At 37.1% G+C, this 21,240-nt stretch carries 23 protein-coding genes; 8 read left to right on the top strand and 15 right to left on the bottom strand.

Going from position 1 to position 21,240, the window contains the following annotated elements; all coding sequences use genetic code 11:
* Positions 1 to 579: 579 nt before the first annotated feature.
* Together HX062_RS06270 and HX062_RS06275 are read right to left on the bottom strand one after the other, a co-directional pair.
* Positions 580 to 1,482: a TIGR01777 family oxidoreductase gene (locus tag HX062_RS06270; protein WP_182627008.1), complete on the bottom strand. Its 903-nt coding sequence runs from the start codon at positions 1,480 to 1,482 to the stop codon at positions 580 to 582.
* A 27-nt stretch (positions 1,483 to 1,509) separates the two neighbouring features.
* Positions 1,510 to 1,971, bottom strand: coding sequence for a DUF4442 domain-containing protein (locus HX062_RS06275; protein ID WP_182627009.1), 462 nt, complete (start codon positions 1,969 to 1,971; stop codon positions 1,510 to 1,512).
* A gap of 302 nt (positions 1,972 to 2,273) precedes the next feature.
* Here HX062_RS06275 and HX062_RS06280 point away from each other — a divergent pair, with 302 nt between their 5' ends.
* Both HX062_RS06280 and HX062_RS06285 read left to right on the top strand, forming a co-directional pair.
* A complete protein-coding gene (locus tag HX062_RS06280) occupies positions 2,274 to 2,615 on the top strand; it encodes a PadR family transcriptional regulator (RefSeq protein WP_182627011.1) in 342 nt (113 codons plus the stop codon).
* A complete protein-coding gene (locus HX062_RS06285) occupies positions 2,608 to 4,053 on the top strand; it encodes a PspC domain-containing protein (protein WP_182627013.1) in 1,446 nt (481 codons plus the stop codon). The genes HX062_RS06280 and HX062_RS06285 overlap by 8 nt, the downstream gene beginning before the upstream one ends.
* Before the next feature lie 74 nt (positions 4,054 to 4,127).
* Here HX062_RS06285 and HX062_RS06290 read toward each other — a convergent pair whose 3' ends face one another.
* Complete coding sequence (locus HX062_RS06290) at positions 4,128 to 4,829, bottom strand: YiaD family glycine zipper/OmpA-like lipoprotein (RefSeq protein ID WP_182627015.1); 702 nt, start codon at positions 4,827 to 4,829, stop codon at positions 4,128 to 4,130.
* A gap of 22 nt (positions 4,830 to 4,851) precedes the next feature.
* Positions 4,852 to 5,310 (bottom strand): lipocalin family protein, encoded by a 459-nt coding sequence (locus HX062_RS06295; RefSeq protein ID WP_182627017.1) that lies wholly within the window; start codon positions 5,308 to 5,310, stop codon positions 4,852 to 4,854.
* Positions 5,311 to 5,476: 166 nt separating this feature from the next.
* Here HX062_RS06295 and htpG point away from each other — a divergent pair, with 166 nt between their 5' ends.
* Together htpG and HX062_RS06305 are read left to right on the top strand one after the other, a co-directional pair.
* Complete coding sequence (gene htpG / locus HX062_RS06300; RefSeq protein WP_182627019.1) at positions 5,477 to 7,330, top strand: molecular chaperone HtpG; 1,854 nt, start codon at positions 5,477 to 5,479, stop codon at positions 7,328 to 7,330.
* 494 nt (positions 7,331 to 7,824) lie between these two features.
* Positions 7,825 to 7,989 (top strand): hypothetical protein, encoded by a 165-nt coding sequence (locus HX062_RS06305; protein WP_286466817.1) that lies wholly within the window; start codon positions 7,825 to 7,827, stop codon positions 7,987 to 7,989.
* A 117-nt stretch (positions 7,990 to 8,106) separates the two neighbouring features.
* Here the strand turns inward: HX062_RS06305 and HX062_RS06310 are convergent, their stop codons facing one another.
* From HX062_RS06310 to HX062_RS06345, 8 genes are all read right to left on the bottom strand, one after another.
* Complete coding sequence (locus tag HX062_RS06310; RefSeq protein WP_286466818.1) at positions 8,107 to 8,535, bottom strand: DUF5958 family protein; 429 nt, start codon at positions 8,533 to 8,535, stop codon at positions 8,107 to 8,109.
* A gap of 103 nt (positions 8,536 to 8,638) precedes the next feature.
* Complete coding sequence (locus HX062_RS06315; protein WP_182627024.1) at positions 8,639 to 9,283, bottom strand: hypothetical protein; 645 nt, start codon at positions 9,281 to 9,283, stop codon at positions 8,639 to 8,641.
* Between the two features lie 14 nt (positions 9,284 to 9,297).
* Positions 9,298 to 9,768 (bottom strand): hypothetical protein, encoded by a 471-nt coding sequence (locus tag HX062_RS06320; protein ID WP_286466820.1) that lies wholly within the window; start codon positions 9,766 to 9,768, stop codon positions 9,298 to 9,300.
* A 104-nt stretch (positions 9,769 to 9,872) separates the two neighbouring features.
* Entirely contained in the window at positions 9,873 to 10,199 is a 327-nt protein-coding gene (locus HX062_RS06325) for a hypothetical protein (RefSeq protein WP_182627028.1), read from the bottom strand.
* Positions 10,200 to 10,217: 18 nt separating this feature from the next.
* Positions 10,218 to 10,628 carry an HNH endonuclease family protein gene (locus HX062_RS06330; RefSeq protein ID WP_255492411.1) on the bottom strand — a complete coding sequence of 137 codons (411 nt, stop codon included), beginning with the start codon at positions 10,626 to 10,628 and terminating at the stop codon, positions 10,218 to 10,220.
* A 221-nt stretch (positions 10,629 to 10,849) separates the two neighbouring features.
* Positions 10,850 to 11,212, bottom strand: a complete 363-nt coding sequence (locus tag HX062_RS06335) for an Imm63 family immunity protein (RefSeq protein ID WP_283827978.1) — start codon at positions 11,210 to 11,212, stop codon at positions 10,850 to 10,852.
* Positions 11,213 to 11,254: 42 nt separating this feature from the next.
* Positions 11,255 to 11,494, bottom strand: coding sequence for a CPCC family cysteine-rich protein (locus HX062_RS06340; protein ID WP_286466822.1), 240 nt, complete (start codon positions 11,492 to 11,494; stop codon positions 11,255 to 11,257).
* 5 nt (positions 11,495 to 11,499) lie between these two features.
* A complete protein-coding gene (locus tag HX062_RS06345; protein WP_286466824.1) occupies positions 11,500 to 11,925 on the bottom strand; it encodes a hypothetical protein in 426 nt (141 codons plus the stop codon).
* Between the two features lie 166 nt (positions 11,926 to 12,091).
* Here HX062_RS06345 and HX062_RS06350 point away from each other — a divergent pair, with 166 nt between their 5' ends.
* The gene (locus HX062_RS06350; protein WP_182627039.1) at positions 12,092 to 13,063 is read left to right on the top strand and encodes an EamA family transporter; all 972 of its coding nucleotides are present in this window, start codon (positions 12,092 to 12,094) and stop codon (positions 13,061 to 13,063) included.
* A gap of 154 nt (positions 13,064 to 13,217) precedes the next feature.
* Positions 13,218 to 15,827, top strand: a complete 2,610-nt coding sequence (locus HX062_RS06355; RefSeq protein WP_286466825.1) for a toxin-antitoxin system YwqK family antitoxin — start codon at positions 13,218 to 13,220, stop codon at positions 15,825 to 15,827.
* A 42-nt stretch (positions 15,828 to 15,869) separates the two neighbouring features.
* Here the strand turns inward: HX062_RS06355 and HX062_RS06360 are convergent, their stop codons facing one another.
* Together HX062_RS06360 and HX062_RS06365 are read right to left on the bottom strand one after the other, a co-directional pair.
* Positions 15,870 to 16,700: a lysophospholipid acyltransferase family protein gene (locus tag HX062_RS06360; RefSeq protein WP_182627042.1), complete on the bottom strand. Its 831-nt coding sequence runs from the start codon at positions 16,698 to 16,700 to the stop codon at positions 15,870 to 15,872.
* Positions 16,701 to 16,778: 78 nt separating this feature from the next.
* Entirely contained in the window at positions 16,779 to 17,429 is a 651-nt protein-coding gene (locus HX062_RS06365; protein ID WP_182627044.1) for an NUDIX hydrolase, read from the bottom strand.
* A gap of 51 nt (positions 17,430 to 17,480) precedes the next feature.
* Between HX062_RS06365 and HX062_RS06370 the strand changes: the two genes are divergently transcribed.
* Positions 17,481 to 17,924: a DUF4268 domain-containing protein gene (locus tag HX062_RS06370; RefSeq protein WP_182627046.1), complete on the top strand. Its 444-nt coding sequence runs from the start codon at positions 17,481 to 17,483 to the stop codon at positions 17,922 to 17,924.
* 117 nt (positions 17,925 to 18,041) lie between these two features.
* Positions 18,042 to 19,832, top strand: coding sequence for a BamA/TamA family outer membrane protein (locus HX062_RS06375; protein ID WP_286466826.1), 1,791 nt, complete (start codon positions 18,042 to 18,044; stop codon positions 19,830 to 19,832).
* A gap of 90 nt (positions 19,833 to 19,922) precedes the next feature.
* Here the strand turns inward: HX062_RS06375 and HX062_RS06380 are convergent, their stop codons facing one another.
* The gene (locus tag HX062_RS06380) at positions 19,923 to 21,113 is read right to left on the bottom strand and encodes a GlmU family protein (RefSeq protein WP_286466827.1); all 1,191 of its coding nucleotides are present in this window, start codon (positions 21,111 to 21,113) and stop codon (positions 19,923 to 19,925) included.
* Positions 21,114 to 21,240 lie beyond the last annotated feature (127 nt).

Raw genomic sequence — 21,240 nt, forward strand, 5'->3', positions numbered from 1 at the left:
GTTGCTCGTTGCTCGTTGCTCGTTGCTCGTTGCTCGTTGCTCGTTGCTCGTTGCTCGTTGCTCGTTGCTCGTTGCTCGTTGCTCTTTGCTCGTCGCTCGTCGCTCGTTGTAAAGCACAATTATCTTACAAACCGTGCAACTAACAAACCGTGCAAACCGCGCAAAGAACAAACCGCACGAATAACAAATCGAAAATCGTAGCGTAGCGAAAATCGTAACGAAGTGAAGATTCATCGAACACCAAAACAAATATAAACTAGGTGAGATATATTCATCGAACACCAAAACAAATATAAACTAGGTGAGATATATTCATCGAACACCAAAACAAATATAAACTAGGTGAGATAAACCGAACAGATTTCTTTGCTCGTCGCTCGTCGCTCGTTGCTCGTTGTAAAGTACAATTATCTTACAAACCGTTCAACTAACAAACCGTGCAAACCGCGCAAAGAACAAACCGCGCAAAGAACAAACCGCGCAAAGAACAAACCGCGCAAAGAACAAACCGCGCGAAGTGAAGATTCATCGAACACCAAAACCAATATAAACTAGGTGAGATAAACCGCACAAAGAACATCAATCATACAAATCTTCAAAAGCTTGAGTTAAGCTAACAAATTGAAAAGTAAAGTTTAATTGTACTACTTTCTGACAACTAACATATTGACCTTCGGTTACAAGAAGTGCTTTTTCGCCTAAGACTAAGCGCAGGACAAAAGCGGGTACAGCAGGTAGGATCATTTTTCGGTTTAAAGCCTGACAGAGTGCTCGGGTAAAAGCCTTGTTTGTTTCGGGTTTTGGGGCTACTGCATTAAATTCACCCGACAATCCACGCTGCATAACGAAGAGAAACAAGCGAACTAAATCTGTGATATGAATCCACGAATAGTACTGTTTACCAGAACCTAAGGGCGAGGCGAGATAGTATTTTGCCATTCGTTCAATGTGAGGTAAAGCCCCTCCATCTCGGGAGAGTACTAAACCGATGCGCAAAAAAGCTACGGATATTCCCAAATCTTCAAAACGTCGATTTTCTCCTTCCCATTGTTGGACGACTTTCCCCAAAAAATTGGTCGCTGGCGTGTAATTATCTTCAGATTGTACTGTATCAAGAGTATCGTATATCCCAACAGCTGAAGCACAAATGATTTGTTTCACTTGGTGTGGCTGTTGTGCTAAAAGCTGATAAAGGGTTTGAGAAGCCTCTACTCGACTATTGATGATCAACTGTTTGCCTTGGGAAGACCAAGCCCCATCAATCGAGCTACCAGCAAGGTGGAAAATAACCTCCACCCCCGACAAACACAAAGGGTCAATTATTCCTTGCTGCGGATTCCAAAAATAACCCTGACAGCCTGCCAATGCCCCTAATTTGTCTTTGGCTGTTGTTACAAATGCAACCTCAATACCACTTGCCTGCAGCTGTTGTACTAACTGCTTCCCAACTAATCCCGTTGCTCCTGTAACTAAAACTCTCATATACTACTCTTTTGTTGTGTTTTTAGCTTATTTTTTGGTTCTTACTTTTAAGGTCCACTCAAAATTAAACGTAGAAACCTCATCGCCCTTTTCATCAATTCCCACAGATTTCATCCAAATGGTCACGCCTTCTTGGGTGTCAATTGCCTGCTGAATAGCTTCATCTAATAACGCCCCATCCACACAGGTAAACGAAATCTTACCCGTTGCTTTTTTTACAAAAATAGAATTATTCTGCGCCACTAGCATCGAAATACGCTGACCACTTTCGCTAATTTTTTTCATAACTAACGCTCCAGTAGACAATTCTGCCGCCATGGCCTGTACCGCAAAATACATCGAGCGAAAAGGATTTTGATTTGCCCATTTATGACGAACCGTCGTCGTTGCTTCTGTCTCTGAAATACGGCTTAATCGAACCCCTGTCCAATAAGCAGATGGCAACTTAAAGAATAAAAATTTATTGATGGACGAAACTGAAAATTTCATGTTGTAGCTATTTTATTTTCCCCTAAATATACAAAATTATACCGTTATTTACCTGCTCGCCAGTATTATTCCGCCCGAATTAGCTGTCTTTTTTTATTTCTCCCTCGCCTAGACGACTATCTTATTCTCTTTTGTACTTCCACCCCAAAAAGACATAAACACCAATAAACAAAGGAGTTAACCCATATTTAAACTAAAATCCCTTTTGTCTATAATGTTAAATTAAAGTTAATTTCGAGTACTTTGCTATACATAGTACATGCCTTTAGCTATATCTTTGCATAAGATAAATCATTGAACCTATGAATAGTGAAAATACAAAAGCTCAAATGCGCAAGGGTATCTTGGAGTTCTGTATTCTATCCATTCTAAAAGAACGCGATTATTATACTTCTGAAATATTAGAAGAACTTAAAAAAGTAAAGCTTTTAGTGGTAGAAGGAACAGTATACCCTTTACTAACAAGACTCAAAAACGGAGATTTGTTAACCTATCGTTGGGAGGAGTCCAATGCAGGACCTCCGAGAAAATACTACAAACTAACGCCAAAAGGAGAGGAATTCTTAACTGAATTGGCAGAAACATGGGAAGAGTTAGCCCATGCAGTACAAGAGATAACCACAAAAAATCAAGACCATGAATAGAACGTTAACTATAAATATCGGTGGTTTAGTTTTTCACATTGAAGAGCAGGCTTTCCAACAACTGGATCAATACATCAAAGCGATTCGCCGCTCGATTGCTATCGAAGAGCAAGAAGAAGTGGTACAAGATATCGAATTGCGCATTGCTGAAATATTCAATTCTAAAATAACGACCACCAAACAGGTTATTACCTCAGAAGATGTAGAAGAGGTGATTCGCATCATGGGTCGTCCAGAAGACTATTCGTTAGACGATGATGGCAGTGCACAGCACTATACAGAACAGACATATTACAGAGAGAAAAAATTATTCCGCGATACGGACAGTCGAATTTTAGGAGGAGTCCTTTCTGGATTGGCACATTACTTTAAGATTGACACGGTTTGGGTGCGTTTAATTTTCCTCTTTTTGGTTTTCTTCTATGGTACGGGCATTTTGCTGTACTTTGTGTTGTGGATTATCATTCCCAGTGCTAAAACAACCAGTGAAAAATTAGACATGATGGGAGAGCCCGTCAATATAGAAACCATTGAACGAAAAATTAAAGAAGGGGTTGATTATACTACGAATAAAATCAATTCTATGGACTATGACAAGTTCAAGACACAAACACAACGCGCAACCAATCAAGGGGCTAAAGTGATGCGTTATATTTTTGGAATTGGCTTTATTGTCGTTGCTGTTGTGGGGATGTTGATTAGTTTTTTTATCAACCTTATGATCATTGTCAACACTAGTTTTATCGTCAATCAATTGGATCTCCCTGATCTTCTCATTGATCCCAACATACCCCGATGGATTTTGCATACGTGTCTAAGTCTGATTATGTTCTTGCCATTTATTATTATGCTGTTGTTAGGGCTTAAATTGCTCTATACGAACATGAAGTACATTTGGATTACGGCAATTGCCATTTTTGTTTTGTGGATTGGTAGCTTAATCGGATTATCCGTTACAATTATTAATGGGGATGCAGATCACTTTATTCGCAACAAAACGGGATATGGCTATACGGTTACTTATTCTACGAAGAAACAAGACGATACAGCTGAAGATCTAACGTATTTTAGCACGAATAAAGATTTGGTTTTACAACTAAAAAATCCTAGTACTGCGACAGATTCAATCAACAATAAGATTGAAATAGTTCCGTCCTATCAGGACAATGCCTATGCGCGATTTGGAACTGAAGTAAAGAGCGAGACAAACCTGATTGAGACTGTAGAAGAAGACGCACAATTTGTCATAACTCTGACAGAGGAGCTGTTTAATTCTGATCAACCGATGACGGTCTACTTGCCGATAGGAAAAAAAATATTTATAAAAGAAGAAGTACAGCCTTATTTATTTCAATCCTCCCAAAAGGATATGAAAGCTGGGGATCACTGGTATTTGATGCAAGACAATTTTAGTTTGACTTGCACCGACTGTAACTAAAAAAGGGAGCTTGAAAGCTCCCTTTTTTTATACTGTAAACCGTCGACTGTTAACTGTCAACCGTTACCCCTATACTACATCGTAGCTGCTTCGTTTTGAGCGTCGATAATCATTTGCTCATTTGCTTTAATAGCAAACTCAACGCGACGGTTTTTTGCTCTTCCTGCTTCTGTATCATTACTTGCCACAGGATCAGCAATTCCCATACCTTCTGTTGCTAGACGCTTGTTTGAAACACCGTTTTGCATTAAATAGGTTTTCACTGCGTTTGCACGTTGTCTTGACAGCTTTAAATTATATTCTTCTCTACCCGTATTGTCTGTATAACCGAAAATACTAATATTGGTATTTGGGTTTTCTTTGAATACAATGATTAATTTATCTAAGTTTTGTTTTGCTTTATCTGTTAGAGTTGCTTGATTCAGGTTAAAGTTGACAGAACTCTCTCCTAAAGTCAATTTAATTCCCTCCCCTACGCGTTCCACTTGAGCTCCTGGAACCGTTTGTTCAATTTGGCGCGCTTGCTTGTCCATATTGTTTCCAATAACACCACCAGCAGCACCACCAATCACACCGCCTAATACTGCGCCTAATGCACTATTTCCTCCTTTTCCGATGTTATTTCCAAGGATTCCACCAATGATCGCACCTCCGGCAGCTCCTATGGTAGCTCCCTTCTGTGTATTATTCGCATTTTTGACAGAGTCACAGCTTGTCAGCGATAAAGAACTTACTAGCAAAACTCCTGCTAATAAAGTTGTAGTTGATTTTTTCATAATATTACCTTCTTGTTGTTTCTTAATTCTTTACAAAGTGATATGTCACATCATATCCTTGTCCATCCACATAAAAAATATCGATCAAATCAAAACTGTTAGCGGTTTGATTTTTCACTTTCATTTTATAACCTGTAGTTACATTTTTTGCTTTTAATCCTGCATCGACGAATTTGAACTCAAATTCTCCGTTTGGATTGACGAACCACTTAAAACTACTTTCAAACATTGGGCACGAATTTCCGCCTTGTAGGTTCACAACACCCGTGTTGTTGTTCGAAACAAATTTCCACTGACTCCCGTTGAAGCAATGTGCATCGGCAATGTTAAAAGAAGTTACTTTTACAAACTCTCCGCCAATATGAGAAACAGAAGTCAATGTCCAATCTCCTTTGATTCCGTATTGCGACTGTCTATCCATCGTCGGTTTACAAGAGGCTAACGCTAAGCCAATAAAACTTAATAAGACTAACTTTTTCATAATATTTCTTCTATTTTTTACAATAATACAAACTTTCTAGCTATTACAATATTTTAGTGTACAAAAAAGCGACAAATGACAAATTGACATCTATAATTAGGTTGGTATCTTTTTTGCCTACTCAATTCTATATAAAAATATTAAAAATAATAATACCAAAATAATTATGACATCTGGAAAAATTAATGTGACTGTAGAGAATATCTTTCCTCTGATTAAAAAATTCTTGTATAGTGATCACGAGATATTCTTAAGAGAGTTAGTTTCAAATGCAACTGATGCTACATTAAAGTTAAAGCACCTCACTAGTATTGGGGAAGCGAATGTGGAATATGGCAATCCTATTATTGAGGTTAAAATTGACAAAGACAACAAAAAGCTCCACATCATCGACCAAGGGCTAGGGATGACCAAAGAGGAAGTGGAAAAATACATCAACCAAGTTGCTTTTTCTGGTGCGGAGGAATTCTTAGAAAAATACAAAGACAGCGCCAAAGACACAGGAATCATCGGGCATTTTGGATTGGGGTTCTATTCGGCTTTTATGGTAGCGGATAAGGTAGAAATCATTACAAAATCGTTCAAAGATGCTCCTGCGGCACATTGGACATGTGATGGTAGCCCTGAATTCACCTTAGAAGAATCGGATAAACAAGAAAGAGGAACAGAAATTATTCTTCATATAGCTGAAGATTCTCTTGAGTTCTTAGAGGATTACAAAATCCGTGAACTCTTAACGAAATACAATAAATTCATGCCAGTGCCTATTAAATTTGGTACACATGAAGAGGGAGAAGGCGATGATAAAGTAGAAGTTGATACCATCATCAATAACCCAAATCCTGCTTGGACGAAACAGCCGGCTGATTTAACGGATGAAGATTACAAAAACTTCTATCGCGAGTTATATCCGATGCAATTTGAAGAGCCTCTATTCAACATTCACTTGAATGTGGACTATCCATTCAACTTAACTGGTATTTTGTATTTCCCTAAGTTAAGTGCGGATATGCAAATGCAAAAGGACAGAATCCAACTGTATCAAAATCAAGTATTCGTAACGGATAATGTAGAGGGAATCGTTCCTGACTTCTTAACGATGTTGAAAGGGGTGATTGATTCGCCAGATATTCCGTTAAACGTATCGCGTTCTTACTTACAAGCAGATGGAAATGTAAAGAAAATCTCCAACTATATTACGCGTAAAGTTGCGGATAAATTAAAATCGTTGTTCAACGAGAACAGAACTGATTTTGAAAGCAAGTGGAACGACATTAAAGTTGTTTTAGAGTACGGTATGTTGTCTGAGGAGAAATTTGCTGAAAAAGCAGGTGCTTTTATGCTTTACCCTACAACGGATGGTACATTCTATACCCTAGAGGAATTAAAAGAAGCAACGAAAGACTTACAAACAGACAAAGACGGTAACCTTGTTGTTTTATATACCTCAAACAAAGATGCGCAACACAGCTATATCAGTGCTGCCAAAGAAAAGGGATACCAAGTAATCGTTATGGACTCTCCTATTGTTTCACACTTGATTCAAAAATTAGAGAGCGAAAATGAAAAAATGACTTTTGCCCGTGTGGATGCGGATCACATCAATAACTTGATTAAGAAAGAAGAAAACGCCATTTCTAAACTATCAGAAGAAGAGCAAACAACTTTACAATCGTTTATTGAACAAGTGGTACCAAAAGAAAAATACACGGTAAAACTAGAATCAATGGATAGCCAAGATGCGCCATTAATCTTAACTCAGCCAGAATTCATGCGTCGTATGAAAGAAATGAGCCAATCAGGTGGTGGTGGGATGTTCGGTATGGGTAATTTCCCAGAGATGTACAATTTAGTGGTGAATACCAATTCGGAATTTGCTTCTAAAATCCTGAACAATACAGACGAAACAGCACGTACAACGGCTTTCAACCAAGCCTTAGATTTAGCCAAATTATCGCAAGGATTGTTGAAAGGAGAGGAACTTACGGCTTTCGTAAAGCGAAATTTCGAAAAATTGTAAGACAAGACAATTTGTCAAGCATATAACAAATCATCAAAAAAGGCTGTCTCCATGAGGCAGCCTTTTTTATTTTATCTCTGCTGTTTACGCTGTTTGCGCTTTGTTCTTCGCTCGCTTTATTAATTGCTCTAATGATTTTATTTATATCATCACCTCATCCTCTATCATCCCCCCCTTTTTGTCCCCTACCACCTACCTCATCTATTGCTAACTAAGAACTGTCAATCCTTCGTCTTTACTAGGGGTCTTCTTTTAGCTGTTTGCATACTCCTTGCCTTATGCGTCCATAGTGTGTCTATTAAAACACGACTTTTTAATAGACACACTATGGACGCACTATGGACTCATTATGGACTCATGTCCTATAAAACCCTTATCAACCCGATCGCGTGGCAATCCATGCGTTAGATCTTAAGGCGTTAAATTTTTAATCGTAAGGTAAAAATGTTTGTTTACATCTATACCACAATGTCAACAAAATATAAAGGCACAGATTGCGCCATAAGAGCTCATATAAATTAATCGTAATCTCATCCAACACTGTTGCTCCTGCATCGGGTATGCGCAACGGACCGCCTTGGATGCCACCATCAACTGCACCTAAAGGTACAATTTTGACTCCATTCGTTTTAAAACCAAATCAAGAAGATATACCCTAATTATTAAGAACCTTATAGTTTTCGTGAAAAGAAATTTTGAAAAACTGTAAACCCAGTTTCAAATATAACTAATTAAAAAGGGCTATCTCATTTTGCAATAAGACAGCCCACTACTTGTTATAATCTATCTTGTAATATCCTATTAATATTAGTTTCATCAGATAAATCCCAATACCACCATTTATCAGGATTATTTTTTTCCAATACAAACCTTCTCATGTAAGCGATTTTGAACAAACTCAATAGTAATACAAACACTTTTGTTCGTTCATTTTCGGGAAGATTTATAAGCTTTTCTAGATTATGCATTGCAATACCTTCTTTTAGCAAAACACAAGGCGTAAACGTAGACTTCAGTCCACTATGTAGTATAGCAGATTCAATATCTTCTTCTTTCGGCTCGGATTGAAGAATTAGAAATATTATCTCATTTAAAAATACCTGCTGGAAATCAAAATCAAAACGTTGAAATAAGTCCATGAGTTGTTCTACTTCAACAAGTCCTTGCCCATACTTATTCACTGCGATTTCATGTTCTATTTTCATTATTTAAGTCGACATTTTATAATTATATAAGATATTAATGTGGCAAATCTCATCATTTGTTAGTGCTAAAGGTACAATGTTAAATCTTTACTCTAAATACTCTTTAGTGACTTTGTTCTTTTAATAATTTAAGTCGTTCCTCTAGGCTAACTAAAGTAATTTCCAATGGATCATGTGTGATTTTATAACTCTCTCCATTGTTATCAATTCCCAAAAAATCTCCATCTTCTAATTCTTTCAAATGATAATACTCTTTCCCCTTAACACTTATAACATACAGATCATTTTTATTCACAAATTTCTGTTCCTCATTGCTTAATAAAGCATAGATTTTCACATTATCATTTTCACCAATATTCATTTTCTTAACCGAATGAATATCGATATCCGCAGTAATAAATTTGTATTTTGAATGATTTTGATCAATCGCGTACCCTGTAACAATACCATATGCCATATAGATTGAAACTTTTAAAAACTTACCTGAGTAAAAATCTTTGACTAGAATATTTGAAATTTTATAATTCTCTTCCATAGGCTTGTAATATCTTTTATATACAGCGCTATGATATGTAAAACCTACATAGTTAGGAATATCCCCACTATTTAGCATCACACTTCTCAATAATCCTGCTCTAACTTGGTTGTAATATGAAATTCCTATTTGGTCAGCGAGTTTTAAAAAAACTTCTTCTAAAAAATCTATCTCCCAAATTTCAATTTTTGTTCTTTTGAAGAATCTAAACATGTCATTTTTAACTTTTAAAATTTAGTAAACCAATTGTATTTGCCAAACCATCCAACATCATTTTTTATACCAGCACGTAAAAAATTATACCGATATGAATCAATTAAGGAATGCTGTATCGTATTTACTTTCCACACATTAATTCGATTGTTAACCATCCAATTTGGCAAGTTATAGTTGCGTTGCATGCTCTGAGAGATAATCGCATGATGAAATTCTGTACTTATCCTCTGAACTCCTGTCGATGTTTGAATATGAGCTAGAGTCTCAGTTCCTCCTCTCGCTATTTTATATTGAGAAAAAGTTTTACCTCCTTGTAACCAATCACTTAAGCCTTTAGTTCGAATCGTAATCTCCTCTAAAACAGTAGAACCTGTTGTATTGGGTATACGCAATGGACCGCCTTGAATCCCTCCATCAACTGCACGTAAAGGTACAATTTTGACTCCATTCTTTTTAATACAAAACCCGCTTATATCAAACACATACAAGCGGGTTTATTTTTATAATTTCTTTATAGCTTTAGCAACGTTCTTGGAAAAACGCGTAAAACTTCGATTGCCTCACAGTAAAAACCAATGCTGTCCTTTTAAGCATCTTTTTTCCTATACTCCAAAAGCATTTGAGCGATTTTCAGATTAGAATATCCTTTATCTTTCAGTTCTAAATCGAAATCTATCAATGTTATTGCATAGTCAACAGGAAACAGCTGAACATATTGTATTCCTTCTTTTTCAAAAACAAGATCATCATCAGTTTCTTCTATCTCAAAAATAACAATAGAGGATTCTAAACTCAACGTTTCTTGCATGTATATAAGCAACGCTTCTGATTGTTTATTTAATCCCTGTTCTTGATATAGTCCTACTAATAACTTAGGATTCATCAAGTAATTTATTAATTCTACTAATTTCATAATTTCTATTATTTATTATTATCTACCCCAAATTGCCATTCCGCCTAAACCATTTGGATGCATTGTGTTCCAATAAACACTTCCTGGTGTATGTTGTGTTTTCGGAACTAACTGCAAGACCCCAGATCCTATATCATGATGCCATACCCAATTTCTTGGAGACTGACCTAAGATATTTCCAGTAGATGAACGTGGAATTGAAATCCCCATTTTAGATATTGAACCCGCAAAAGCAGCATCAGAAGCCATAGTGTTATTAAGTGCTACATTTGCAGCTTTAAAATGAGTATAATAACCTTTTCCAGGATATAAATTCTTTGTTAAGCTCATTTCAAAAGCAACGGAATATTGTGCTCCACTAGGCCCTTTTACAACATTAATCGTAATCTCCTCTAAAACAGTAGAACCCGTCGTATTGGGTATACGCAACGGACCGCCTTGGATGCCACCATCAACTGCACCTAAAGGTACAATTTTGACTCCATTCGTTTTAAAACCAAATCAAGAAGATATACCCTAATTACTGAGAACCTTACGGCTTTCGTGAAAAGAAATTTTGAAAAACTGTAAGTCGTTGATACCAACTATTTTTAAGTATACTTCATTAAAAACCCCGTCTCAAAAAAGGCGGGGTTTTATTTTTTTAAGTATTACCCTAAATTAAATTTATTCAAATAATCCAGTTGTAATTTTTCTATTTTTTCAAACGAGTAAGCCGCTTCGTTTTTTCTATGTTCCGCTTCGTCACGAACAGCTAACTGAAAAGCTATTCTTCTAAACACTTCCTTAATAAGCAAATCTACTTCGGGATAATATGTTCGTTCATATTCTACTCCTCTTTCTCTAACAACCAAGTACACCGCCCCTCCAAAACCAATATCAATATAAGGGGATGCAAAATCATTAGATACATTGATTTGAGGAATAAATTCTTCTGGAACATCCTCCACTTTTTTTACTAATTGAGCGATTCTATTTCTGATTTTCAGCTCTACTTCTTTGTCTTTTTCCATTAGATTATGACAATTGATATCCTTTTACCTCCGCAAAAAAAATTAGTTCTCTTCTTTCAAAGGCGGTCGAACATATTGTAAGAATTCCCGTTCACTTGCTCCAAATTGAATATAATTTTCTTTTGCAACGCGTAAACTTACTCCATTAGGACCTCCAGCATCACAATCATGTTCTTCTTGAAAATCGTCCTTTTGCCAGAAACAAACGGGACAAATATCCGTTATACTATTTATTTCAATAGTTCTAAAACCACAACAAGCACATCTTATTTTATTTCTCATTATCTTTAATTTCCCCATTTTGCTATTTGATTGAGCCAATATTGCTCTGGTTCTATCGTCCTTCTAAAAAAGGTCTCTATTACACCATTAGGTCTCATTACTCCAAATTCTCCTGTACGCAAATTCATTCTAAAGCTATATCCTGAACTATTTGTAAACCCTTTAATATTATTATTCATTGGCTTATCAAAAAGAGAAAGAGATCTTTTATAATAGGCATCTTTAGTTATTGCTCCCCATTTTTCCGCATGTTTTCCATAATGATAATCAAATCTAGAAAATCTATTAAATGCTTGAGATAATAATTTAGGTGAACCTGTTGAATTAATCGTAATCTCCTCTAAAACAGTAGAACCTGTTGTATTGGGTATACGCAATGGACCGCCTTGAATCCCTCCATCAACTGCACCTAAAGGTACAACTTTTGTCACACTGTTTTTAATTTCATTCGTATAAGCTAAATCAGGGGTATTTTTAATGTTGAAGCAACACATACATGAGTAATTGTTGCTTCAAATACAAAAGCTATAGCATTAGACATTTGTCCTATACCTCCAAAAAAATAATACCTACCTTTGCGCGGTTAAACGTAGAGCAATGAAAGAACAAAATTTGATCAAAGGCGTCTTGTTAGTAGCCATTGGAGCATCTAGCTTTGGAATGTTGGCTTCCTTTGTAAAATTGGCGTATTCGCATGGATATACCACAGCTGAAGTTACCTTATCTCAAGTCTTACTCGGACTTATTGGCATGTTCATCATCAATGGGATTCGAAAAAAACAAACCACGGATGCTGTAGCGAGTAAAAAAGACATCCGCAACCTAATCTTAGCGGGTACCTCTATGGGATTCACTTCTGTTTTGTACTATATGGCGGTGAGTTATATCGACGCTTCTATTGCCGTTGTATTGTTGATGCAATCGGTATGGATTGGCGTAGTCATAGAAAGTGTGGTAACCAAACAATTCCCAAGCCTATTAAAAATTGTAGCGGTAGCTCTAATTCTATTTGGTACCGTATTAGCAACTAATGTGTTAGCCAATGAAATCGAACTCGATTACCGCGGACTGATCTTCGGATTTTTAGCGTCTTGTTCTTTTGCGACAACCATGTTTGCCTCCAACGTAGTGGCCAATCACCTCCCTGCACCTAAGCGAAGCTTATTTATGTTATGTGGGGCTACAACCATTGTATTGATCTTTTGTTTTATTACCCAAATCGGACCGAATAATTCAGACATCATGTTGTCTTTTTACCAACAGTTTACAACCAATACAAGCGGTATTCGCGACTTTGATTGGAGTATTTTTTACTCTTGGGGGTTGTTGTTAGCCTTATTCGGAACTATATTACCTCCAATCTTCTTGAATATGGGATTCCCTCATACAGGAGTTGGTTTAGGAAGTATTATCGCTTCTATTGAACTGCCTGTTTCCGTTACCGTAGCCTATATGGTCCTACAAGAACAAGTTGTTTTGATCCAATGGCTAGGCATTCTACTGATTTTAAGCGCCATCTTTTTGATGAATAGCCAGCTTATTTTCAAGAAAAAACAGGCTATAACCTAAGAAATTAATCCATCACTATCACATAAAAGTCTTTGTATCAACTGCAAAGACTTTTTTATTTTTCCGCCTAAAAAATTCACATTCACTAGAAGTAGTGATATTGTTTTTCTGCTGTTTTATCTACATTTGTTGTACAATAAAAACACATAGGACGATGTACAAAAAATTATTACCTATTGCCTTGTTATTTTCTTCTGCAATCTACAGCCAGACAGTAAAAGATACCTTATGGGTAAACACATATGACGAAGTGACGACCAAAGCATTAGCTAGCTCGTTTAAAATTTCTAAACCCGTAAAAAACAAAGAGGGATATAGAGAAATCGCGACGTATAACAAAGAGACAAATGCAATTGAAGTAAAGGGGATTGGAAGTTTTGATCATGCGAACACCATTACGTACGACGGAAAAGTTTCGTATTACAACCCAGATGGATCGCTTAATTTCGATATGTTCTTTGAGGAAGGAAATGCCATCAATATTACCTCAACGGATCCTTTCACACAAGAGGCATACAACTTGACCTATGAAAGTGGATATCCATATGATGGAAAAATGGTTCAATTGTACAAAAATGCTTATTTCTATATTGTGATGAGCGAAGGAAGCTATGAATCTTACATCTATGTCAATAAAAATAAGCCTGAGCAAAAATACACCCTTACTTTTGATGAGCTGAACAACATCCTGGATGAGCAATATGTTGATGAAAAAGGCAACGTTATTTTCGCAGCAAATTATGAAGATGGATTGATTAAAAACGGAACATCTATTATTTTAGACTACGATACGTTCCAACCAACTACAACGAGCACCTATGTTGATGGAGTGCAAACTGAAACAGTTAACTATTTTAGATCAGGACAAATAAAGCACAAAACTACAGCTACTGCCACACTAACAACTACTGTTTTTTATGATGAGCACGGCAAAGTGGTAGGCACCTACAAAGCGGATTTAGCAGAATATGGAACAGAATCCAACCAAGAGGGAATCTATGTATTCTATAACGAATATACCGATACACCGGACACGCCAATAAGTCAATCCGAATACAAAAAAGGAAGTTTAGTTAAGGAAACTATTTTTTATACTACAACTGCTTTTGCTCCCAAATCGACAAAATATTACAAAGGCGACTATTACCTAGAAAAAATTGAGTATTTCAACGAGGATGGAAGTAAAAAAGGAGAATTAGTATACAATGAGGATGGATATACGCCTCAAAATGGTATTTTGTATGACGATGAGTCAATTACAACGTATAAAGATGGTGTTTTAGTTGCTAAGACGTCCTACTATACAACAGGGGAGCTTTTTGAAGAAGCTACAGAATATGCTTCCGTTTACTACGACAAAAAAGGAGCAATACTTGGTAAATTACAATCTAAAAAAGGGGTATACGGGTATATCGAGCCTTTTCAAGGGGATTTTATTACCTTAAGCAATGATGAAATTGGATCGAAAATTAAATATGAGGCAGGTCGAGTTGTGTATACTGCAACCTATGAGCCTTATCCTTCTTACGATAGCAAACCCATCCTAAGAGAAGAGATTTTCACTCCTCTGAATGGAACATCGAAACGCATTTACTATTCTAGACAAGGTAAAAAAAGTAGAGAAGAATTATTCACTAAGAATGACTACGACGAAACCATCTTAAAAGTAACCTACTTTGATACCAAGGGCAAAGTAACAGGCGTTTTTGACAACGTTGAAAAAGAGGGGACTCACTATACGTTTTTTGACAACGATGTCGTTGAATCCATGAGTACCTATAGCAAAGGACAATTGATCTACAAAAAAGAATACGCCAATAAAAATGGATCGTACAGTACTGAAATAGAACCATTTTTACTTTCAGAAATCAACTACAACAAGGAAGGGGTTTTCTATGATATGGAAGGCAATCAAACAGCAAAAGCTTCGTACAAAGCAGGAAAGCCTTATACTGGAACAGTGAGTACTTATGATGGGTATTCTACTACAATCACAACCTATGAAAATGGATTAAAAGAGGGGCTCGAAACCTTCAAAAGTGATTATGCAGATTATATTGCTACCAAAATATACTACAAAGCAGATCAAATTACCAGAGAAGAAAACTATGTGGACAGCTACTTGCAATCGTCTAGAGCATATAAAGATGGGGAGTTACATGGGCCTGCTAAGTTTTACGATGAAGAAGGTGAGTTACTTGCCACTTTAGAGTACAAAAATGGGTATGCACATAACGGAACCTCTATTTCATATGGATATGAAAGCAATGTCTACACCACGTATACCAATGGATTAATCACGTATGAAAAAACGGTAAGCGCTTACACAGGTTTATTGTTAGCTGAGGAGACAATCTTAGAAGATGGCAGTATGCAGAAAAGTGTATACGACGACAATGAAGCTTTAGTATACCAATATGGGCTAAAAGATTACACATTACACGGAACTTGTACATATTACGAAAACGGGAAAGTGAAATACAAAAGCACTTTTGAGGATGGACGTTTTGTAGAAGGTACTGTAGCATTAAAAGCCTGGGGAGATACCTATAGCTATGCTGATTACGATGAAAGCAGTTACCTTGTGTGTACCTTACAAAAAAATAGCATGACAATTCAACGCATTGACCTGGAAACCAAAAAAGTTGTTTTTGAATTAGTGAGTAAGCTGAAAAAAGGAAAGATGGAAAACAATCCTGTTTTCCAAAATAGAATTGACAGCACTAATTTATATCCGTATAACGATTATCATTCACTATATTAAAAAAAGGGAGACATTTACGTCTCCCTTTTTTTTTCCTATAACCTAATAGTTTTTGGATGAATTATAATAATCATAGGTTCTCTTTTCGTTCAATTCTTTCTGTTCTTCGACAAATTCTTGTGGCAGAACTTTAAGGAAAGAAGGATGTTGTTCAATAGCCATTTCGATTTGTTCAACGATTTGATCGATACTGCTATTTTCATAGTCAATTTGCAGAGGCTCTTTAATGACCATAGACTGCAAGATTCCCTTCTTTTTTAGGTGTAAGCCCTTTTTGTCAAAAGAGCGTCGGAAGCCATCAATTACGATGGGAACTACAATAGGTTTGTAGTTTTTGATAATATGAGCGGTACCTTTTCGAATGGGTTTAAACGATTTAGTCGTTCCCTGCGGAAAGGTAATTACCCAACCATCATCTAGTGCAATTTTTATATTTTCGACTTGACCTTGATCTACTTCTCTTTTTTCATCAATATCCACTCCTTTACTTCTCCACGTTCGATCGACCTTCACTGCACCTACATAAGCCATAATACGCGGTAAAATGCCCGCCTTCATTGTTTCTGCCGCAGCGACATAGTACAAATTGAGCTTGGGTTTCCAGATATACATAATATTCTTAATCGAATTATCTCGCCCTTTTAAACTGGCATTAAACACGTGGTACATGGCCACTACGTCAGCAAAATACGTTTGGTGATTCGAAATAAACAATACATTTTTATCGGGTAAACGACGTAAAATCTCCGATCCTTCGATTTGTAAATCGTTAAACCCTCTATATCGCTGATGCGTTAAGAAACCAAAGGTTCGAATGATCCATTTTTTTAGCCACAATATATGTCCAAATGGATTTCTCTTAAATAATCCCATACTCCTACATCCTGATTAATAACTTACAAATTTAATGCTTTTACTACTTGCAATAGGTTAAAATTTGCTAACAACGCCTTATTTATATGTTTTAAATGCGTTTTTCAGTGTTTCCTTGAGTTCACTCAGCATCATTGCTGTTGCACCCCAGATGGTATAGTTATTGTAAATAAAGGCAGGTACATGCGTCCAAGAGGCATAACTGGTTTTCATCTCTACTTCTTTAACAATGTGTTCGTGTAGTAAAACGTGTAATGGCAATTCGATAATACTAGCTACCTCAAAAGCATCGGGCACAAACAACAGTTCTTTTTGTGCGATGCCCAAATACGGTTGTACATAAAAATTACTTGGTGGAATGTAAATTTTGGTAAACGGCTGAATAATTTGAATGTCTTGTTCGACGATTCCCACTTCTTCATGCGTTTCTCTCAGGGCTGTATGCTGTAGATTCTGATCGTTGAGTTCGTATTTTCCTCCGGGAAACCCCACCTGTCCGGAGTGAATCCCTTTATAGGTTGCCCGTTCAATTAAGAGCACGTAGGTTTCTTGTTCTTTGGGATACAGCAACATCATGACAGCCGACTCCTTTGGATTTCGCTCGCTAAAATCTTCCGCATACAAATAAGGGATCCTTTCTTGGGGGATCATCTTGCGATGTGCATCAATTCCAACGGGTTTTGCACCTTTAATTTGCTCAATCTTATGCAAAAAAGAATCAAAAGTCATAGCTTTGCTTTATCAAATTAACATGTACCTAAAAATACGACTTTATCAACAATGTATAGTAAAGAAGATGCTAAAAGAATTAAAAAAGAATTCTGGATTCAGTTTGCAGAAACCTATCCTCGAAAGTGGTTGTTACACAACACCAAAATCAAGGATGTAACCTTTAAGTTCTACGCCGATAACAAAAAAGCAGAAGTTCTTTTAGATATAGAACCTCGAGATGAAGAGAAGAGAACCATCTATTACGAAAAAGTAGAATCCCTCAAAGGCATTTTGTTGGAAGATCATGTACCTGATGCGATTTTTGAGCGCAATTACTACCTGGAAAACGGAAAATTAATCAGCCGTATATGGGTTTCTATGGAGGGCGTATCTATTAATAACCCTAAAACGTGGGACGCAATTTTCGATTTTTTTAATGAAAAAATGACGGCATTTGAAATTTTCTTCTATGAATACGAAGATTATATCCGAGATTTAGAAATAAATACTTAACTTTTCCGTTGTAATCAACTAATCTCCTTTGATAAAAAATCAATGCTAAAAAAGGTCCCTTTTCTATTTTTCATTTGTTTTGCTGTGCAACTGACATGCGCACAAACGAAGCCTATAATGAAAATGGATACGGTGCCGCAATTTGACAGCGTACAGTACAAGAAATTGCCTTTTCAGGAGCAAAAAGATACGACGGAGATTTTTTCCAACCTCAAGGAGAAAAACAAGCACAGTAAACTAGGTCGGTTATTCAACAAGCTGGTGTATAAAAACAACAAGCGTTTGGTAGCTCATGCTCCGGAAGTACAAGTAAACCGTCAGTTGGATCAAGGCGAAGGAAAGATTATTCGAAACATCAAGATTACCACGCTTGATCCCTTTGGATATTCGGAGAAAGACACCCTAAAAAAGCCTGAGAAAGCGTTGGAAGTATGGGGAAACCGCGCCCATTTAAAAACGAAAAAATTTACAATTCGCAATTTTTTACTCTTTAAAGAAGGCGATGTTTTCGACTCGTTAAAAGTCAAAGAATCCGAGCGTTTAATCCGTACGCAACGCTATGTGCGTCGGGTTTTGATTACAGCACTTCCTACCTCCTCTCCTGATTCTGTAGATATAGCAATCCGCGAACTAGATTCATGGACCATTTATCCTAGTGGTTCGATTTCTACTTCATCTATGCGCATAAAACTAACAGATCGAAATTTTGGTGGATTCGGACATGATGTAACCGTTCAATATATTAGGAGATTTAGCGAAAACAGAGAAGGTGCTTATTTTAGCTATGCAGTGAATAACATCCAAAATACGTTTATTCGCTCCAATGTATTATTCAATCAAGACGCTTGGGGAAACTATGTCAAAGGAGTTTCACTCAACAGGCCCTTTTACTCTCCCTATGCTAAATGGGCAGGGGGGGTTAGCGCACAGCAGCGCTTTAGGCGAGATTCCCTCCCTGATCAAAACATGAAATACAGCTTAGAATCGATCAAGTACAATACCTATGACTATTGGGCGGGGTATTCTATTCCGCTATATACCAAAAGTCCTACCATTACCAACTTGCGCACGTCGCTTCGATTTGTAAAGGAAAACTACCACAAAACACCAGGACCTGAATACGATCTCTATAATTATTACCGCGATCAACGCCTATATTTAGCTTCCATCAGCTTGAGTTCTACCAACTATATTCAAGATCGATTTATCTTTAATTACGACATTATTGAAGACGTTCAAGTAGGTAAAATCTTAGCTTTTACGGGGGGAATGCGCGACCGATACAACAAGCGAAGGGCCTATTTTGGCGCTAGATTTTCAATGGGTGGCTATACCAAATTAGGGTATTTTGCCGGGAATATAGAATGGGGTGGTCATTTTGACGGTGGTAAAACCGAACAAGCAGCTTTTCGATTGGAAGGTACTTATTTTACACGACTCTTTGTATGGGGTAATTGGCGATTCCGACATTTCTTCGTCCCCCAAATGGTACTCGGCTCCCACCGCTATGATCACATTGGTGATGAACTGAAGATAGAGGGTATTATTCAGGGAATACGCGCACAAAAAGTTACGGGTACCAAACGACTTTCCTTGGCCTATCAATGGCAGTCCTATGCTCCATACGAGTGGAAAGGGTTCCGTTTTAATCCGTATTTCAGTTTTGAAGGCGCCTTTATTGGAGACAGTAAAAATCGACTGCTCGATCCTAAGCTCTACTCTCGATTTAGCTTAGGTCTCGTCGCAAATAACGATTATCTCGTTTTTAGTAAAGTGACTATTTCCTTGGTGTACTATCCGACCATGCCTGATTCGGGAGGAAGTGTATTCCGTGCAAACTCTGTGCAATATAACATGGACTTACCTAATTTTAACTACGATAGACCACAGACTGTTTCTTATTATTAAAGTAGGCGAACAATACATATAAACAAGAAGGGTTTGCAGTTGCAAACCCTTTTTGTTTAGGTCAAATAAAATGCTTTTATAGCGAGAAATCTATCGACTCAGTTTCGCTTGAAAGCGCTCCAAGCGATTTTCTTCTGCCAGGTGACGGATAATATTTTCTTCTTCTTGTGTCCATTCAACGTGGCGGCGACTCATTACAATCTTCATGGTTTCAATTGCTTTAGAAACGTCATACACATCATCTAAATCTTTACCACCCCAAGTAAAGCTTGGTAAAAACGTTTTAGGGAATCCACCTCCAAAAATACTACATGCCACTCCTACGACTGTTCCGGTATTAAACATGGTATTGATTCCACTCTTACTGTGATCTCCCATCATTAAGCCACAAAACTGCAATCCTGTATTTTCTTGTGCATTTGTTTCGTAGTTCCACAGTTTCACTGTTGCGTAGTTATTTTTCAGGTTGGAGTTATTGGTATCAGCACCTAGGTTACACCATTCCCCTAAAACAGAGTTTCCTAAAAAACCATCATGTCCTTTGTTGGTATAGCCAAACAATACGGAGTTACTTACCTCTCCCCCTACTCTACACTCAGGTCCTACAGTAGTTGCACCATATATTTTAGCTCCCATTTTCACTTGAGCTCCTTCACAAAGAGCAAATGGTCCGCGAATAATTGCGCCTTCCATAATTTCGGTATTTTTACCAATGTAAATAGGGCCTGTAGTCGCATTCAGTGTAACGAAGTTTAGCACTGCTCCTTCTTCAATAAAGATTTGTTCACGTCCGAGTGCTTGTACTGTTGAGGGAATCGGTTCTGATTGGCGATCTTCTGTTAACAAGGCGTAATCCTGACGAATAGCTGCATCGTTAAACTGAAAAATATCCCATTTGTGTGCGATTTTTAGTAGGGTAGCCGTAAAATCAATCATCTCATACTCCTCAAAATCGATTTCTTCTTGTTCCTCTTCTGTAAAGAAAGCAACAATATCATCCTGATAAACAATCGCTTGATTAGGTTTCAACTCTTGAATACGCTCTACTAATTCTGCTGTTGGCAAGAACGCGCTATTAATCATAATGTTTTGCTCTGCTTCAACCATGGGAAACTTAGCTTCCAAGTATTCTTCCGTTACCGTTGTTGTGGTATACCCCAAATGTTTTTCCCATTTTTCACGAATGGTCAAAATCCCAACGCGTATATCCGCTACTGGTCTTGTAAAGGTAAAAGGCAATAGGGAATTTCTTACTTCCCCGTCAAATAAAATATAATTCATAGCAATACATATCAGTTCATAGATTATCCAAAGTTAAGAGAATCTCATCTAAAAATCACAATATCCCTGACAGATATACAAAAAAAAACCTCCCAATTACTTGGAAGGTTTTTTGTTATTTGAAGTA

The organism is Myroides sp. DF42-4-2, from assembly GCF_030326445.1.
GTDB lineage: Bacteria > Bacteroidota > Bacteroidia > Flavobacteriales > Flavobacteriaceae > Flavobacterium.

Coding starts and splice junctions, on each gene's coding strand:
- HX062_RS06315 (WP_182627024.1), bottom strand. CDS start 9,283: ATGTTTAGATTCTTCAAAAGAACAAAAATTGAAATTTGGGAGATAGAT.
- HX062_RS06280 (WP_182627011.1), top strand. CDS start 2,274: ATGAATAGTGAAAATACAAAAGCTCAAATGCGCAAGGGTATCTTGGAG.
- HX062_RS06360 (WP_182627042.1), bottom strand. CDS start 16,700: ATGGGATTATTTAAGAGAAATCCATTTGGACATATATTGTGGCTAAAA.
- HX062_RS06355 (WP_286466825.1), top strand. CDS start 13,218: ATGTACAAAAAATTATTACCTATTGCCTTGTTATTTTCTTCTGCAATC.
- HX062_RS06375 (WP_286466826.1), top strand. CDS start 18,042: ATGAAAATGGATACGGTGCCGCAATTTGACAGCGTACAGTACAAGAAA.
- HX062_RS06335 (WP_283827978.1), bottom strand. CDS start 11,212: ATGGAAAAAGACAAAGAAGTAGAGCTGAAAATCAGAAATAGAATCGCT.
- HX062_RS06350 (WP_182627039.1), top strand. CDS start 12,092: ATGAAAGAACAAAATTTGATCAAAGGCGTCTTGTTAGTAGCCATTGGA.
- HX062_RS06285 (WP_182627013.1), top strand. CDS start 2,608: ATGAATAGAACGTTAACTATAAATATCGGTGGTTTAGTTTTTCACATT.
- HX062_RS06370 (WP_182627046.1), top strand. CDS start 17,481: ATGTATAGTAAAGAAGATGCTAAAAGAATTAAAAAAGAATTCTGGATT.
- HX062_RS06275 (WP_182627009.1), bottom strand. CDS start 1,971: ATGAAATTTTCAGTTTCGTCCATCAATAAATTTTTATTCTTTAAGTTG.
- HX062_RS06325 (WP_182627028.1), bottom strand. CDS start 10,199: ATGAAATTAGTAGAATTAATAAATTACTTGATGAATCCTAAGTTATTA.
- HX062_RS06290 (WP_182627015.1), bottom strand. CDS start 4,829: ATGAAAAAATCAACTACAACTTTATTAGCAGGAGTTTTGCTAGTAAGT.
- HX062_RS06270 (WP_182627008.1), bottom strand. CDS start 1,482: ATGAGAGTTTTAGTTACAGGAGCAACGGGATTAGTTGGGAAGCAGTTA.
- HX062_RS06340 (WP_286466822.1), bottom strand. CDS start 11,494: ATGAGAAATAAAATAAGATGTGCTTGTTGTGGTTTTAGAACTATTGAA.
- HX062_RS06310 (WP_286466818.1), bottom strand. CDS start 8,535: ATGAAAATAGAACATGAAATCGCAGTGAATAAGTATGGGCAAGGACTT.
- HX062_RS06380 (WP_286466827.1), bottom strand. CDS start 21,113: ATGAATTATATTTTATTTGACGGGGAAGTAAGAAATTCCCTATTGCCT.
- HX062_RS06365 (WP_182627044.1), bottom strand. CDS start 17,429: ATGACTTTTGATTCTTTTTTGCATAAGATTGAGCAAATTAAAGGTGCA.
- htpG (WP_182627019.1), top strand. CDS start 5,477: ATGACATCTGGAAAAATTAATGTGACTGTAGAGAATATCTTTCCTCTG.
- HX062_RS06295 (WP_182627017.1), bottom strand. CDS start 5,310: ATGAAAAAGTTAGTCTTATTAAGTTTTATTGGCTTAGCGTTAGCCTCT.